This window comes from Stenotrophomonas maltophilia (genome assembly GCF_002799155.1).
GTDB lineage: Bacteria > Pseudomonadota > Gammaproteobacteria > Xanthomonadales > Xanthomonadaceae > Stenotrophomonas > Stenotrophomonas maltophilia_R.
In genome coordinates, this window is record NZ_NERD01000002.1 from 445813 (window position 1) to 461065 (window position 15253).

Annotated in this window: 10 protein-coding genes; 2 read left to right on the top strand and 8 right to left on the bottom strand. The window is 66.5% G+C overall.

Annotated elements, in window-relative coordinates:
* Window positions 1–5: 5 nt before the first annotated feature.
* On the top strand, window positions 6–830 hold the full coding sequence (locus B9Y82_RS02565) for a ferritin-like domain-containing protein (RefSeq protein WP_100471418.1): 825 nt from the start codon (window positions 6–8) through the stop codon (window positions 828–830).
* Window positions 831–898: 68 nt separating this feature from the next.
* On the opposite strand, the gene B9Y82_RS02570 is transcribed toward B9Y82_RS02565, so the two are convergent.
* Window positions 899–2356, bottom strand: a complete 1458-nt coding sequence (locus B9Y82_RS02570; RefSeq protein WP_100471419.1) for a DUF2235 domain-containing protein — start codon at window positions 2354–2356, stop codon at window positions 899–901.
* Between the two features lie 225 nt (window positions 2357–2581).
* Between B9Y82_RS02570 and B9Y82_RS02575 the strand changes: the two genes are divergently transcribed.
* Entirely contained in the window at window positions 2582–3835 is a 1254-nt protein-coding gene (locus B9Y82_RS02575) for a M12 family metallo-peptidase (RefSeq protein WP_100471420.1), read from the top strand.
* 54 nt (window positions 3836–3889) lie between these two features.
* Here the strand turns inward: B9Y82_RS02575 and lpxH are convergent, their stop codons facing one another.
* The 7 genes from lpxH to phoR form a co-directional block, all read right to left on the bottom strand.
* Complete coding sequence (lpxH, locus tag B9Y82_RS02580; RefSeq protein WP_100471421.1) at window positions 3890–4636, bottom strand: UDP-2,3-diacylglucosamine diphosphatase; 747 nt, start codon at window positions 4634–4636, stop codon at window positions 3890–3892.
* Window positions 4637–4729: 93 nt separating this feature from the next.
* Window positions 4730–5269, bottom strand: a complete 540-nt coding sequence (locus tag B9Y82_RS02585) for a phosphatase PAP2 family protein (protein ID WP_100471422.1) — start codon at window positions 5267–5269, stop codon at window positions 4730–4732.
* Window positions 5250–6395, bottom strand: a complete 1146-nt coding sequence (locus B9Y82_RS02590; RefSeq protein ID WP_100471423.1) for a glycosyltransferase family 4 protein — start codon at window positions 6393–6395, stop codon at window positions 5250–5252. The genes B9Y82_RS02585 and B9Y82_RS02590 overlap by 20 nt, the downstream gene beginning before the upstream one ends.
* Before the next feature lie 172 nt (window positions 6396–6567).
* Window positions 6568–9510 carry a TonB-dependent receptor domain-containing protein gene (locus tag B9Y82_RS02595; protein ID WP_100471424.1) on the bottom strand — a complete coding sequence of 981 codons (2943 nt, stop codon included), beginning with the start codon at window positions 9508–9510 and terminating at the stop codon, window positions 6568–6570.
* A 318-nt stretch (window positions 9511–9828) separates the two neighbouring features.
* Complete coding sequence (gene ppx / locus B9Y82_RS02600; RefSeq protein WP_100471425.1) at window positions 9829–11355, bottom strand: exopolyphosphatase; 1527 nt, start codon at window positions 11353–11355, stop codon at window positions 9829–9831.
* 446 nt (window positions 11356–11801) lie between these two features.
* On the bottom strand, window positions 11802–13889 hold the full coding sequence (gene ppk1, locus B9Y82_RS02605; RefSeq protein WP_100471426.1) for a polyphosphate kinase 1: 2088 nt from the start codon (window positions 13887–13889) through the stop codon (window positions 11802–11804).
* A gap of 4 nt (window positions 13890–13893) precedes the next feature.
* Window positions 13894–15225: a phosphate regulon sensor histidine kinase PhoR gene (phoR, locus tag B9Y82_RS02610; RefSeq protein WP_087921666.1), complete on the bottom strand. Its 1332-nt coding sequence runs from the start codon at window positions 15223–15225 to the stop codon at window positions 13894–13896.
* Window positions 15226–15253 lie beyond the last annotated feature (28 nt).

The window sequence follows — 15253 nt, forward strand, 5'->3', positions numbered from 1 at the left end:
CAGGCGTGGTTGCGGTGCCCGATGTTGGTGGTGACCTGCTGCGCGCGGCGCAGCAGTGCCTGGCTGAAGCCGACCCGCTGCGCAAGGTGGCGCTGACCCAGGCGTATGCGGCCGCGTTCCGTGCCGGCCGCCTGAGGGTGACCGCCGATGCGCCGCCGCCGGAACCGATCCGCATGCCTGGCCGGCCGGCTCGGCTGGTGCTGGTGCATCCGCGCGAAGTGCCGCGGCGCGGCCTGGGCGGCGTGGAAGGGCGTGCCGCCTTCATCCACGCCATCGCCCACATCGAACTCAATGCGATCGACCTGGCCTGGGATGCGGTGTACCGCTTCCGCGGCCTGCCACCGGCGTTCCATGCCGACTGGGTCAGCTGTGCCGACGACGAATCGCGGCACTTCATGCTGCTGCGCGAGCGCCTGCAGGTACACGGCCACGACTACGCCGATTTTCCCGCGCACAACGGCCTGTGGGAAATGTGCGGGAAGACCGCCCATGATGGTCTGGCGCGCATGGCACTGGTACCGCGCGTGCTGGAAGCGCGTGGCCTGGACGTGACCCCGGGCATGATCGAAAAACTGCGCAATGTGGGTGATGGCGAAACCGCCGACGTACTGGAAGTGATCCTGCGCGAGGAAGTGGCGCACGTTGCGGCCGGTTCGCGCTGGTACCGCTGGTACTGTGATCGCGCCGGTGTCGAACCGCGCGCGCGGTTCAAGGAGCTGCTGGTGGAATACGCCGGCGGCTACCTGCATGGGCCGTTCAACATCGAAGCGCGCCTGCTGGCCGGCTTCGATGCCGACGAGCTCGCCAACCTGGTCGAACAGGCCGGCTGACAGAAAAGGGGACGGAGGGGATTAAGTCGTTTGTGGCACAAACGACTTAATCCCCTCCGTCCCTTTTTTCATGCGTTCGGCAACACCACGCGCTTGCCATCCACCGTTGGCCGGTTGATGTAGAACAGGCCGGGACCCGGCCTGTAGGGCAGTTCGCTGACGCCGGCGTCGGCGGTGTAGGTCAGTGCAGTGTCGCCCAGTGCATCGAAATTCCAGTGTGCCGACTGCATCAGGTAGCGTCGGCGCAGCAGCGCCTCCTGGGGCTGGGTCAGCGCCTGTCCGGCCACCAGTCGGCGTGCGATCGGCTGCAGGGCCGACGGCAGCTCCCAGCCGGGAACTCCAGCGACATTGGCGGTCCATTGCACGCCGGCATCGATGGCATGCTGCTGCATCACCTGCAGCGCGATCAACTGGTAGCGCCAATCGATGCGCCGGCGCAGCACCACTGCCGCGGTGACGTACAGCACCGGGGAGAGCAGCACGCTGCGGCTGCCGGCGCGACGTTGCTGTTGCCACTGGTGCCAGACATCCACCCAGACCTCCTTTTCACCCACGCCCAGCTGCTGCCGCCAGCGCTCGGCATCGGCCTGCGTTTCGGCGTAGGCCGTGGTGGCCTGCAGCAACGCCAGTGGAGGGACCAGGTAGTCGGCAACGGCCGGGCGACGCAACTGCTGCCGGCGCGGGCGGCTGAGCAGCTTGGGACCTTCTTCCAGCTGGTTGTAGCCACCGCCGATGTTGGCGTGCACGCCGGGCAGGGCGATCTCGGTGAACGGCGGTGCCACCGTGGTCAGCGGATAGTGCTGGCGATGTTCGTCGCGCGCGGTCAACTGCACCACGCGCGCAGCGATGCCGCTGCGCAGGGCGAGCTGCGGGTGTTCGTCGGCGCGGCCACCACTGACCGCAACCACGGTGTCGAACAGTCCGATGAAGCGCAGCACCGGCGTGACGGCGGCGAAGTGCACAGTGCAGGGCAGGCCGGCGCCCTGCAGCAGCTGGCGCCAGCGCGCGCTGTCCCAGGCCTGCAGCTGGTTTGCGATATCACGTGCCGCGGCAGCACCGCGCGAATAGCCGAACAGATCCACCTGCACGCTATGCAGCGGTCGTTGCCAGCGCGCGGACAGCTCGGCCAGTGCCGCCGGCAGCAGCACCTGCAGCGCGCGCTGCACTTTCGCGCGAACGCCACTGGCACCGATGCCGAAGGCCAGTCCGATCAGATCGTCATCGGCATCATCGCGGGTGCCCACGCCCTCGACATAGATCGACAGCGAAGGCACGGCCATCGCATCGCGGCGGCTGTCCGGATACAGCTGTTGCAGGCGCGCGATGTTGGTCAGGCCGTTGTCGTAGCTGCTGGTCAGCCGGCTCTGGTAGGTCGAATCATCATCCGCGCGCAGCTGCGCCGGGCGTGGCTGCGGAACCTGTGGGCGACCGCGTGCCAGGTTGTGTGCGTTGTTGCGGGTGCCATCGAAGAACAGGCCGATCCGCAGCAAGCCGACATCTTCGTCCGTGTCCTGCGATGGTGCCATGTGCATTCCCCGTCGTGGCTGCGTCACGGTAGCGCGAAAGCGGTGTATTGGCGAAGTGTAGTGACGCTTTTGACCTGACTGAACGCAGATGCGGTAGATCACAAATCCCGACTTTCATTTCACTCGCCTATTGAATTCACACGACCCGCGCAGGCCAGATGGCCAAACCCGGCAAACCGGGTCGTGCTGCATCAACGCTATTCACATCATTCAAGGAGCGACGCAATGTTGTCCAGATCGATTGGTAAAGCGGCAGGTGGCCTGGTCCTGGGTTTGTCGGTGGCAGCGGCCGCGCATGCCGCACCGTTGTTCGAGCCGGTGACGGTCATCAGCCGCGCATCGGCAAGCAGTGAGCCCGCACTCGGCAAGTTGCTGGCCACCCCGTCCACGGCGACGGTACAGGAAGTGCGTGTCGATGCAGCAGCCACTGCACAGCCGCAGCTGGAATTCGAACTGCTCGGCCAGCGCGTGCAGGCGGTGCGCAGCAAGGTTCAGGCGCTGCCCGATGGCGGCAGCATCTGGTACGGCCAGTTCCGTTCGCCCTCGGACAAGCTGACCGCGGCCACCTCCAACGGCCAGGACGATCCCGGCAATTCGCTGATCCTGGTGCGCTCGGGCGATACCATCACCGGCTCGATCCGCAAGGATGGAAAGCTGTACCGCCTGCGCCCGCTGGGCAACCGCCACGTGCTGGTGGAAGTGGATGAGTCGCGGATGCCGGCCGACCATCCGGCCGATTACAACCAGCTGCCGAAGATCCCGATGGGCAACAATGATCGCCTCGGTATCGCCCAGGCTTCGTCCGGCACGCCGGCGACCATCCGCGTGCTGGTGGTGGCGACGAATGCTGCGGTGGCTGCCTATGGCGGCAACATGCAGTCGCTGGTGCAGCTGGCCGTGGCCGAATCCAACCAGGGCTACACCAACAGCAACGTCGGCCTCACCCTGCAGCTGGCCGGGTACGAGACCACCAGCTACGCCGAGTCCGGCAACTTCACCACCGACCTGACCCGCTTCCGCAACACCAGCGACGGCTACATGGACAGCATCCATACCAGCCGCAACAACACCGCCGCAGACGTCGGGGTACTGCTGATCAACAACGCCAGCTACTGCGGTTTGGCCTCGGGCATCGGATCGACGGCGTCGACGGCGTTCGCGGCGGTGTACTGGGATTGCGCGACCGGCTACTACTCGTTCGCGCACGAGATCGGCCATCTGCAGAGCGCGCGGCATGACATCGCCACCGACCCGAGTACGTCGCCGTACGCCTACGGCCATGGCTACCGCTATGAGCCGGCAACCGGCACCGGCTGGCGCACGATCATGGCCTACAACTGCACCCGCAGCTGCCCGCGCCTGAACTACTGGTCCAACCCGAACATCAGCTACAGCGGCATCCCGATGGGCAATGCCAGTACCGCCGACAACCAGCGCGTGCTGGTCAATACCAAGCACACGATCGCGGCATTCCGCTGAGCCTGTATCGTCCGCGGCCGCCTCGTGCGGCCGCGGATTTCCGGCCCGCGCGCATCAGCTGCGGGCGAGGGTATCCAGCGTCCAGCCGCTGGCATCCACGCGCAGCACCGAACCCTGTTCGTACCAGTCACCCAGCACGATGCGGGTGCGCTCGCGACCACCGGCCTGCAGCGTGTGGATCGCCGGCCGGTGCGTATGGCCATGGATCATGGTGTCCACGCCATGGCGCACGAAGGTGGCATCGACTTCGGCAGCGGCCACGTCGGTCACCGACTCGAACTGTGCACGATCGTCCTGTTTCATTTCAGACTGGCGCGCCTGGCTGGCTTCGCGGGCCTTCTGCGCGAACGCGATGCGTGCGGCCAGCGGCTGAGAAAGGAACTGCGCCTGGAACGCCGGGTCGCGGGTCTGTGCACGGAACTGCTGGTAGGGGATGTCATCGGTGCACAGCAGGTCACCGTGCTGCAGCAGCACGGGCCGGCCGTACAGTTCGATCATGCACGGGTCGGGCAGGATGCGCAGGCCGGCACGGCGCGCGTAATCCTCGCCGAGCAGGAAGTCGCGGTTGCCGCGGATGAAGTACACCGGCACGCCGCTGTCGGACAGCACCTTCAACGCATCGGCGACGGCATCGGCGCCGGGCGAGGGCGTGTCGTCGCCGATCCAGGCTTCGAACAGGTCGCCAAGAATGTACAGCGCATCGGCGCCGGGCGCCTGCTCGCGCAGGAAGCGCAGGAACAGGTCGGTGATCTCCGGACGGCTGGGGTCCAGATGCAGGTCGGAAATGAACAGCGTGGTCATGCCCGCATTCTAGGCCATCAACGATGACGGTAGCGCCGCCGGCATTGTGGGGGTCAGATCCCTTTTCCGAAGGAAAAGGGATCTGACCCCGGGCTACACCGGCAGCGGCAGCCAGGCCAGGCTGGCCGACGCCAGCAGCACCGCGATGCCCGTCGCCGCCAGTACGTCGCTGGGGTAGTGCAGGCCCAGAACCACCCGCGACAGCGCGACGCCGGCGGTGAAGGGGACCAGCAACGGTGCCAGCCAAGGGTAGTAGGCCAGGGCGACGATGGTGAACGACACCGCATGCAGGGTGTGCCCGGAGGGGAAGCTGAATTCGTCCAGCGGTGCCACCCAGGCGCGGATGCGCAGGTCGGCCGCATAGGGCCGCGGGCGCCGGGTCCAGCGCTTGAGGCCCTTGTACAGCAGCAGCGCGGCCAGGCCGGTGGCAGCCATGTGCACCGAGGCGCGCAGGCCATCGAATCCGTCCAGCACCACCAGCGCACCCATCAGCACATACCAGAACACGCCATCGCCGAGCCGGCTGATGATCGAGAACAGGCGACGCACCCGGCGGCGCCGGCAGTAGTGGTTGGCCCGTCGGCACAGGCGTGCGTCGCGGTCGGCCAGCAACTCAAGCCGCGTGGTGCGCATGGCCGCTCCTCCTCGACTGTGCCAGTTCGGCCAGCAGGGCATCGAACTCGGCTACCACCTGCTGTGGATGCAGGCGCTTCATCGCGCGCGCGGCGTTGCCGCCCAGTTCGCGGCGTTGCGCGTCATCGGCAGCCAGCTGCACGGCGGCCTCGATGAACTGCTCGTCACTGCCCACCGCCGCGCCGTTCTCGCCGTTGCGCAGGTACTCGCGTGCAGCACCATAGTCGAACGCCACGGTGGCGACACCGCTGGCCATGCTTTCCAGAGTCACGTTGCCGAAGGTCTCGCTGCGGCTGGGGAACAGGAACAGATCGCCGCTGGCGAAGTGCCGGGCCAGGGCGTCGCCGCGCTGGATGCCGCAGAAGATGAAGTCGGGATTCTCGTGTGCCAGCCTCTCGCGGGCGGGACCCTCCCCCACCCACACGAAGCGTGCCTTGGGCCGGATCTGCTGCAGCCGGCGGAATGCCTTCACCGCCAGGCCAAGGTTCTTCTCCGCGGCAATGCGGCCGACATAGATCGCCACCAGGCCATTGCCATCGACGCCCCATTCCTCGCGCAGCGCAGGATCGCGCCGGCCCGGATCAAACTGTTGGCTGTCCACCGCGCGGGCCAGCAGGCGCACGCGCTCGAAGCCCTGTTCGCCAAGGAACTGCTGCAGCTCGCGGGTCGGCACCAGGGTGGCGTCCGCCTGGTTGTGGAACCGGCGCATCCAGCGCATGGCGGCAGCCTGCAGCCACGCCACGCCATAGTCGGGCAGGTATTCGTCGAAGCGGGTGTGGAAGCCGCTGGCGACGGGAATCCCGAGGCGGCGTGCAGTACGCAGCGCGGACCATCCGAGTGGACCTTCGGTGGCGATGTAGACCGCATCCGGGCGCTGCTTCTGCCAGTGGCGGCCCAGCCGGATCGGCGCTGGCAGGCCGAAACGCAGGCCGGGGTAGCGGGGCAGGGCGGCACCAGGAACCAGCAGCGTGCCCGGCGCCGAATCCAGTGCTTCGCTGGACTGGCGGGGGCGCACCAGGTCGATCTCGTGCCCGGCTGCGCGCAGACCCTGTTCCAGCCCCTGCACGGTGAGGGCAACGCCGTTCACTTCCGGTGGATAGGTCTCGGTGACGATGGCATAGCGCATGGCGGGCCTCCCGGTTTCCGGCATGCTCGGGCCTGGCGATGTAGCCGACATGACCGCTTTGCGACGGTCAGATGACGGCGGCGCCGGCCACCGTATGGAGGCCCTGCCCCCCTGAAAAAACCACGGCCCCGAAGGGCCGTGGTCGTAGTGCTTCACATCACAGCGCGATGGATCAGAAGCGCTGCTGGTACTTCATGTAGACGAAGCGGCCGATGTCGTAGCCACCGTAATACGAGAAGGCCGAGTTCGGCTTGGTGTACATGATCGGGCCGGTCTTCTCGAACACGTTGTTGGCACCGACCGAGACGGTGGCATCCCACGGCAGCGAGTAACGCACCTGCACGTCGTGGAAGGTGACCGAACCACGCTCGTTGTAGTTGCGTGCGCCCTTGTACCACGGGGCGTACACGCCCGGATCGGAGCACTCGTCCGGATAGGCACGGATGTCCACGCACTGTTCCTTCACGCCGGAATAGTAGCGCGCGGTCCAGCTGACGCCGAAGTTGCCCAGATCCCAGCCCAGCACCAGGTTCGAACGGACGCGGAAGTTGCTGCCGATGCCATTGGAGACAGTCGGCACCACCGTGCTGTCGTTGGTCGAGCGGAACTCGCTCTTGCTGACATAGGTGGTGGCCCAGCCAGCGTTGAACTTGCCGACGCTGGTTTCCAGGCGGTAGTTCAGGTCCAGGTCGTAGCCTTCGGTTTCCATGAAGCCGGAATTGCGGCTGCCGAACTGCAGGGTATCGACGATGCCGGCGGTCGGGCCGGTCGACTTGTCACGGGTGAAGCGCTGGCAGCGTGCATCGATGCCCTGCTCGTAGCAGTCGATCAGGATCTGGGTCGGGCTGTCGGCAACGATGGTGTTGTCGATGCGGATCTTCCACCAGTCCAGCGATGCATTGAAGTTCTTGATGAAGCTCGGACTCCAGACCAGGCCCAGCGTCTTGCTGGTCGAGGTTTCCGGGGTCAGGGTCGGGTTGGAACCCGACACGAACGGCACCGGCGTCGCATCGACGGAAGTGGCGACCGGCTGATTGCCCTGGCGCAGCTGGCGGAAGGTTGCAGCGTTGGCGATGTCACGGGCGCAGCGGGCGCGAACCTCGGCGCTGGTGCGCGAGGAGCCGAACTGCACGTCGCAGGGATCGCTGAACTGGGCGAAGGTCTGCGAGCCGCCACCGTACAGATCGCTGATGGTCGGGGCGCGGAAGCCTTCAGCCCAGGTACCACGGACCAGCAGCTGGTCGAACGGCTTCCACTTGAAGCCGAACTTGCTGTTGAGCGTGTTGCCGAAGGTGTCGTAGTCCGAGAAGCGGGTGGCACCGTTGAAGGTCAGTTCCTTCGCGCCCGGCAGGTCCGCCAGCACCGGCACGTTGATTTCCAGGTACGCCTCGTTGACCTTGTAGCCGCCACCGGTCGGGCCCGCGGCCAGGTTGGTGGTGGCGCCGGCCTGCGCCAGCGGATCCGGACGGTACTCACCGGTTTCCTTGCGGCTTTCCACACCGAAGGCGAAGCCCAGGTCGCCTGCCGGCAGGGTCACGATGGAACCGGCGATGTTGGCGAAGAAGTTCTTGCTGGTGGTCTTGCCGGTGGTGACTTCCGGCGGGAACAGCCAGGCCTGCAGTTCGGCGTTGCCATCGATGCCGTTCGGATCGATCGTGCCGTACGGCACCAGCGGGTTCCACGGCTTGCACACGTCATAGGAGATCGGCGCGGCAGCGGTGCCGCACTGGACCTTGCCGGTGGCCGCATTGTAGAACGACGGGCCGACGCCGCCAGCGACGCGCGCCTTGTGCAGGTTGCCGGTCGCGATGGTTTCCAGTTCGTTGCGGTTGTACTGGTAGCCCGCTTCCCAGTCGAAGTAGCGGCTGCCGATCTCGAACGAACCGTCGAACGACGCCACCGCACGGTAGGTCTTCAGCTCGCTGGTGGTCACGCGCGGCACTTCCCAGGTACGGCGGTTCCAGGCCACGGCGGTCGGGGTGGCGTAGCCATGCTGGCGGCCGAACGGGTTGAAGTAGCTGTCGATCGACATCGAACCCACGCCGGCGGTGCTCGACTGCAGCGGGTAGCCGGCGATCTGGCGCACGGCCTTGCGCTTGTTGTAGCCCAGCTCGGTACGGAAGTTGACGTTGTCGGTGATCTTGAAGCGGCCGTCGAAGTACACCGAATCACGCTTGAGCGGGAAGTTCAGGTGCATCTGCTCGTTGGCGTTGCTGACGTCGCCGGTGAACGCCGACGGATCGGTGATGTGGTAGTTCGCCGGGTTGGTCGGGTCGGCACCACGATTGAGCGAGTAGTTGCAGCCGTCCTTCGCGTTGGTGCAGCCTGGGCGACCCTTCAGGCCAGTGAACTGGCCCCACTGGCTGATGGTGGTCCAGTTGGTCAGGTTGTCGGCATGGCGGTCGGTCAGGCCATAGGCGCTGAAGCCGCGGTCCTTGGCCCACACGGCCTTTTCTTCGGCATGTTCGGCCGCGACGGTCAGCGAAATGCGGTCGTTGCTCCAGCCTGCCACCACGTCGAAGCGGTCACGCGCGCCGTCGCCCTGGCTGAACTGGCCGTGGTAGACGTTGGCGGTCACACCGGTGACATTGGAGCGGGTGATGATGTTGACCACGCCGGACATGGCATCGGAACCGTAGATGGCCGACGCGCCATCCTTCAGCACTTCGATGCGCTCCACCGCCGACACCGGAATCGTAGAGATGTCCTGGTAACCGGAGGTGCTGATGCCCAGGCGCTTGCCGTTGATCAGCACCAGCGTGCGCTGGGTGCCCAGGTTGCGCATGTCGATGTACGACCCCCCCGCGTTCTCGCCGGCGGTCAGCGCGTTGGCGCGGCTGATCGCCGGGCTGCCCATTGCGGTGACGTTCTGCAGGATGTCGGCGACCGAGCTGAAACCCTGCTGCTCGATGGCCGTACGGGTGATCGCGAACACCGGCTGGGCGGTTTCCACGTCCACCTGGCGGATGCGCGAGCCGGTGATCTCGATGCGGTCGAGGTTGGTGGGAGTGGCGCTGCTGCCGTCCTGGGCAAACGCGGGCAGGGCGGCCAGCGTCGCGGTGGTAGCCAGGGCGTAGCGGATGGCCTGCCCCAGTGCGGTGGTGCGTGAAGTCATGGCGAGCTCTCTCTCTCAGGTCGTGCAAAGGACGCCAAAGTGGGCGTCGAAGGAGCCAGCAGGGTCAATGACCGAGCCGGTGACCCGATAGTAGTCTCGTTGGTTAATGCCCTGTAAAGAGTTCGTATCAATCTATGTCACGTTGCATCCTCTTCCTTCACGAAACGTGAACAAAAGCAGGTGCTTACGTGAGGGGTGCGATCGCCCTTACCTCGCCGTTGTGTTGCGAAGCAGCATAAAAAACCGCCAGACTGCGCAAAGCGGGAGTGGGAAGTGCGTCACCCCTGGCTGTCCTGTGGACAACAGGGGACAGCGTATTCAGGCCACGAACGGACGGAACTGGATGCCCAGCCCGGCGATGCCGTCGGTCTCGCCGATCAGGTCGGCGCGCAGCAGCGGACGGGCATCGATGAAGGCCTGCGGCACGATCAGTGACAGGCGGTTGTCGTCGGCGGTCAGTTCCAGCGCCGGCAGCGGGTCGTCCTCATGGGCGCGGTTGAGCAGCACCGCCAGGCGCAGCAGGGCCGCCAGCCGGCGTGCGGTCAGCAGCAGGCGCTCGGGCAGGGCGTCGAATGCGGTCTTGGTCACGCTGCGGCGGTGGCTGCGCACCAGGGCGGCCAGCATCTGCTGCTCCTGGCGCGAGAAGCCAGCGATATCCGAGTGCTCGAGCACGTAGCTGCCATGCACGTGGTAGCCGCTGTGCGCGATCATCAGGCCCAGCTCGTGCAGGCGCGCGGCCCAGCCGAGCATGCGCGCATCGTCGGCATCGAGCCTCCAGCGTTCCTGCACCTGCTCCAGCAGCGACAGCGCGGTGTCCTGCACGCGGTCGGCCTGCACCGTATCGATGCCATAGCGCTGGCTGAGTGCGGCCACCGATTCATCACGCAGGTCGTTCTCGCCGGCGCGGCCGACGATGTCATACAGGATGCCTTCGCGCATCGCCGCCTTGCTGACCAGCAGCTTCTGCAGGCCCAGCGCCTGGAACGCCGCCTCCAGCACCAGGATGCCGCCGGCGATGATCGGCCGGCGGTCGCTGGACAGCCCCGGCAACTGGATGTCGTCGATCTTCTTGGCCTTCAGCAATTCATCTCGCAGCTGGGGCAGCGCCTCGGCGGTGATCGCGCCCTTGCTCAGCTTCATCGTTGCGCAGATCTCGCTGATCGCCTTGTGCGTACCTGAAGACCCCAGTGCTTCCTGCCAGCCCAGCGCGCGGTACTTGCTGGCGAACGGCTGGAACTCGCGGCCGATTTCGGCCAGCGCGTCCTTCCAGCGCTTCTTGCTCAACTTGCCGCCGGGGAAGAAGCGTCGGGTGCTGGCGATGCAACCGGCCTGCAGGCTTTCGCGCTCCAGGGTCTGCATGCCCATGCCGATGATGAACTCGGTCGAACCACCGCCGATGTCGATCACCAGCCGGCGCTGGCCGGGTTTGGGTGGTTGCGCGTGGGCCACGCCAAGGTAGATCAGGCGAGCCTCTTCGCGGCCGCTGACCACTTCGATGGCATGCCCCAGTGCGGTTTCGGCGGGGACCAGGAACGACTGCGGCGAGCGCAGCTGGCGCACGGTGTTGGTGGCCAGTGCGCGTACCCGGTGCGGCGGCACATTGCGGATGCGCTGGCCAAAGCGGGCCAGGCATTCCAGCGCGCGCTGCCGGGCAGCGGATGAGAGTCCACCCTTGCCATCCAGGCCGTCGGCCATGCGCACGGTTTCGCGCAGGCGGTCGATCACCCGCAGCTGGCCGAGCGTGTAGCGCGCGATGACCATGTGGAAACTGTTGGAGCCAAGGTCGATGGCGGCCAGCAGGTCGCCATCCTGCAATGCGGGCGGAGTCGTGGTGGTATGCGGCATGGACGAATGTTAGCCGAAGGGGCGGTGTGCTCGTCACCGCGCGGCCTTCACATTTTGGAAGAGGGGAGTGCGGCAGGGCAGCGCCCTGCACGTGCCGAACCAGCGGCAACAGCAACAGCAACAGCAACAGCGGGCTATCCGTGGGATGGCGGGGTGGGTCCGGTTGAGGGGGACGCTGCAAGTACGTCCATGTAAGCTCGGTCGCGCCTGCTCGTGTGCGCTGTCCTGCGCACACGGCAAGACCGGGGCTGGGCATCCTGCCCAACCCGCCCGAGGCATGCCTCGGGCCCATGCCGCTCACGCCCCCTCAACCGGACCCACCCCGCCTTCGACAGAATTCCGCGATCTGATGGTGGGTGCCGACCGTTGGTCGGCACTGATCCAGTCCCGACCAAAATCGGTGCCTACCGCTCCTGGTAGGTGTCCACCTTGGTCGACACACCGGGCTACAGCCCCTGCATCAATGCCATCTGTGCCGAATGCGGTGCCTCGTCGTGGGCCGGCGCACGCTTGTGGTAGACGCCGTCGGCGTCCAGTTCCCAGGCGTTGAGGTTGTCGTCCAGGTAGTTCTGCAGGACTTCGCGGTATACCCGCTTGGCCAGTTCCGGGTCGAGGATCGGGAAGCAGGTCTCGACCCGGCGCAGCAGGTTGCGTTCCAGCCAGTCGGCGCTGGCGCAGTACATTTCCGGTGCGCCGTCGTTGCCGAACCAGTAGACGCGGCTGTGCTCCAGGAAGCGGCCGACGATCGAGCGCACGCGGATGTTGTCCGAGATGCCCGGCACGCCGGGTCGCAGCGTGCAGGCGCCGCGAATGATCAGGTCGATCTGTACGCCGGCCTGCGAGGCGGCGTACAGCGCGCGCACCACCTGCGGTTCGTTCAATGCGTTCATCTTCGCGATGATCCGCGCCGGGCGGCCGGCGGCGGCAATGCGCGTCTCGCGTTCGATGCGGCCGAGGATGCCGGTGTGCAGGGTGAAGGGCGACTGCAGCAGGCGCTTGAGCTTCATCTTCGAGGCCAGCCCGGACAGCTGCTGGAACAGCAGGTGCACGTCATTGCCGATGTCCGCATCGGCGGTAATCAGGCTGATGTCGGTGTACGCGCGGGCGGTGCCGCTGTGGTAGTTGCCGGTACCCAGGTGCACGTAGCGGCGCAGCTTGCGGCCCTCGCGGCGCACGATCAGCAGCATCTTGGCGTGGGTTTTGTAGCCGACCACGCCATACACCACCTGCACGCCGGCTTCCTGCAGGCGATCGGCCAGGCCAAGGTTGGCCTCTTCGTCGAAGCGCGCGCGCAGTTCCACCACCACCGTCACATCCTTGCCGTTGCGCGCGGCCTGGATCAGGGCGTCGACGATCAGCGAATCCTTGCCGGTGCGGTACAGGGTCTGCTTGATCGCCAGCACGTTGGGATCGACCGACGCCTGCCGGATCAGCTCCAGCACTGCGGTAAAGGCATCGAACGGGTGATGCAGCAGCAGGTCGTGGCGCGCGGTGGTCTCGAAGATGCCGTCGCTGTCGCGCAGGGTACGCGGGGTCATCGGCGGGTACTTCAGGTCCGGCTGTGCGATCAGGTCGTAGAGCTGGATGATGCGGTTGAGGTTGACCGGTCCATCGATGCGGTACACCGCGTTCTCGGTCAGGCCGAAATTCTGCAGCAGGGTGCGCACGATCTCGCGCGGCATGTCCTGCGCGATTTCCAGGCGCACCGCCGGTCGGTAACCACGGTCGACCAGCTCGTCGCGCAGCGCCAGTGCCAGGTTCTCCACCTCCTCCTCGTCCACTACCAGCTCGGAGTTGCGGGTGACGCGGAACTGGTAGGCGCCCTGGACTTCCAGGCCCGGGAACAGCTCATCGACGAAGGTGGACAGCACCGAGGACAGGAACACGAAGTTCTGCGGGCCGCCGAGCTTCTCCGGCAACTGGATGATGCGTGGCAGCGAGCGCGGCGCACGCACGATGGCCAGGTGGCCGGCGCGGCCGAACGCATCGGTGCCCTTCAGCACCACCACGATGTTCAGCGACTTGTTGAGGATCTTCGGGAACGGATGCACCGGGTCCAGGCCCAGCGGCGACAGCACCGGCATGATCTCGTTGCGGAAGTAGGCGCGCAGCCAGCGCTTCTGGCGGTCGGTCCAGGAATGGCGGCCGAGCACGCCGATGCCTGCGTCCATCAGTGCCGGGCGCAGGGTCTCGTTCCAGCAGCGGTACTGCTGGTCCACCAGTTCGGCGGCGCGGTCATGGATGGCATTGAGGATCGCCTGCGGACTCATGCCGTCGGGTGCCGGCGGCAGGCCGAATTCCTGTGCGTGGCGCACGGCCGCAGCGCGGATCTCGAAGAATTCGTCGAGGTTGGTGCAGGAGATGCACATGAAGCGCAGGCGCTCCAGCAGCGGCACCTGCGGGTCCATCGCCTGCGCCAGCACGCGGAAATTGAAATCCAGCTGCGACAGCTCGCGGTTGATGTACAGCGCCGGGTCGCGCAACGGATCGTTGTCCGGGCTCACGGGGAGGGGGAGGGATCCGAGGCTGCTCATGGCGTCATTCTTCGATGGAGGTCAGGGGGGCGGACTCGCGCGGGCGCACGTGGTCGGCATCGAAATGGCAGGAGAACACCGAGCCCTTGCCGACCTCGCTTTCAATCTCCAGCCGTGCGTGGTGCAGGCCGAGGATGTGCTTGACGATGGACAGGCCCAGCCCGGTGCCGCCGCTCTCGCGCGAGCGGCTGCTGGAAACGCGGTAGAAACGTTCGGTCAGGCGCGGCAGGTGGGTGGCCGGGATGCCGTAGCCGGAATCGCGCACCGCCAGCACCGCGCCGTCGCCCTCGCGGCGGAACTCCACCGCGATGCGGCCCCCGGCCGGGGTATAGCGCACCGCGTTGGTGACCAGGTTGGAGAAGGCGCTGTGCAGTTCCTTGGTCGAACCCTGCAGGTCGACACCGGCGAGGTCGTCGATGCTGATCTGGTGGCGGCCCTGGCTGTGCGCCTCGGCCTCGCGGCGCAGCGTCGCCAGCATCGGCTGCATGGCCACGGTCTCTTCCTCGCTGTGTTCCTGCGATTCGAGGCGCGACAGGGTCAGCAGGTCTTCCACCAGCTGGGCCATGCGCTGGCTCTGCTTGCGCATTTCTTCCAGCATCGGTCCGGTTCCCGGGAAATCCTCCGGGTCCATCATGTCCAGGTAGCCGTGGACCACGGTGAGCGGGGTGCGCAGTTCGTGTGAAACGTTGGCCACGAAGTCACGGCGCACCTGTTCCAGGCGCAGGAGCTTGCTGACGTCGCGGGCGATCAGCAGCCAGTAATCCGACGAATAAGGAATCAGGCGCAGGTTCAGGCGGATCGCCGGATCGACCGGCGAGGGCACGTCCAGGATCGGTTCCGCATTGCGGCCACCGGCCAGCCAGTGGGCCAGCGGCATCGGCTGCAGGCGTTCGACTAGGGCCTCGCCAAGGTCGCCGGGATGGTGCAGGCCGAGCAGGGCGGTGGCCGCTTCGTTGAACCACTGCACGCGCTGGCTGTTGCGGTCCAGCACCACCACCGCATCGGGCAGCGCGGCGGCGGCGGCGCGGTAGCTGCGCAGCATGTCCAGCAGGCGGCGCTTGCGCACGCGCATTTCCACCTGGTTGCGATACAGCAGGCGGTCCAGTTCGTTCCAGACGCCGGTGCCTTCCTCGGCGGTGTCCCAGCGCTGGCGTGCGGTCAGGCGGCGCAGCACGCTGCGCAGGCGCCAGTAATGCCAGGCCAGGGTGGCCAGCGCGCCCAGTGCGATGCACAACCACAGATGGCCCGTGAACCACCCCACCAGTCCGGAGAACAGCAGTACCGCGGCAACGGTGGCCAGGGTCTTCAACCAGGCAGAGCGGATGTGGCGGGGCATTGCGGTCTCGTCGTTGAGGTGCGGCGGT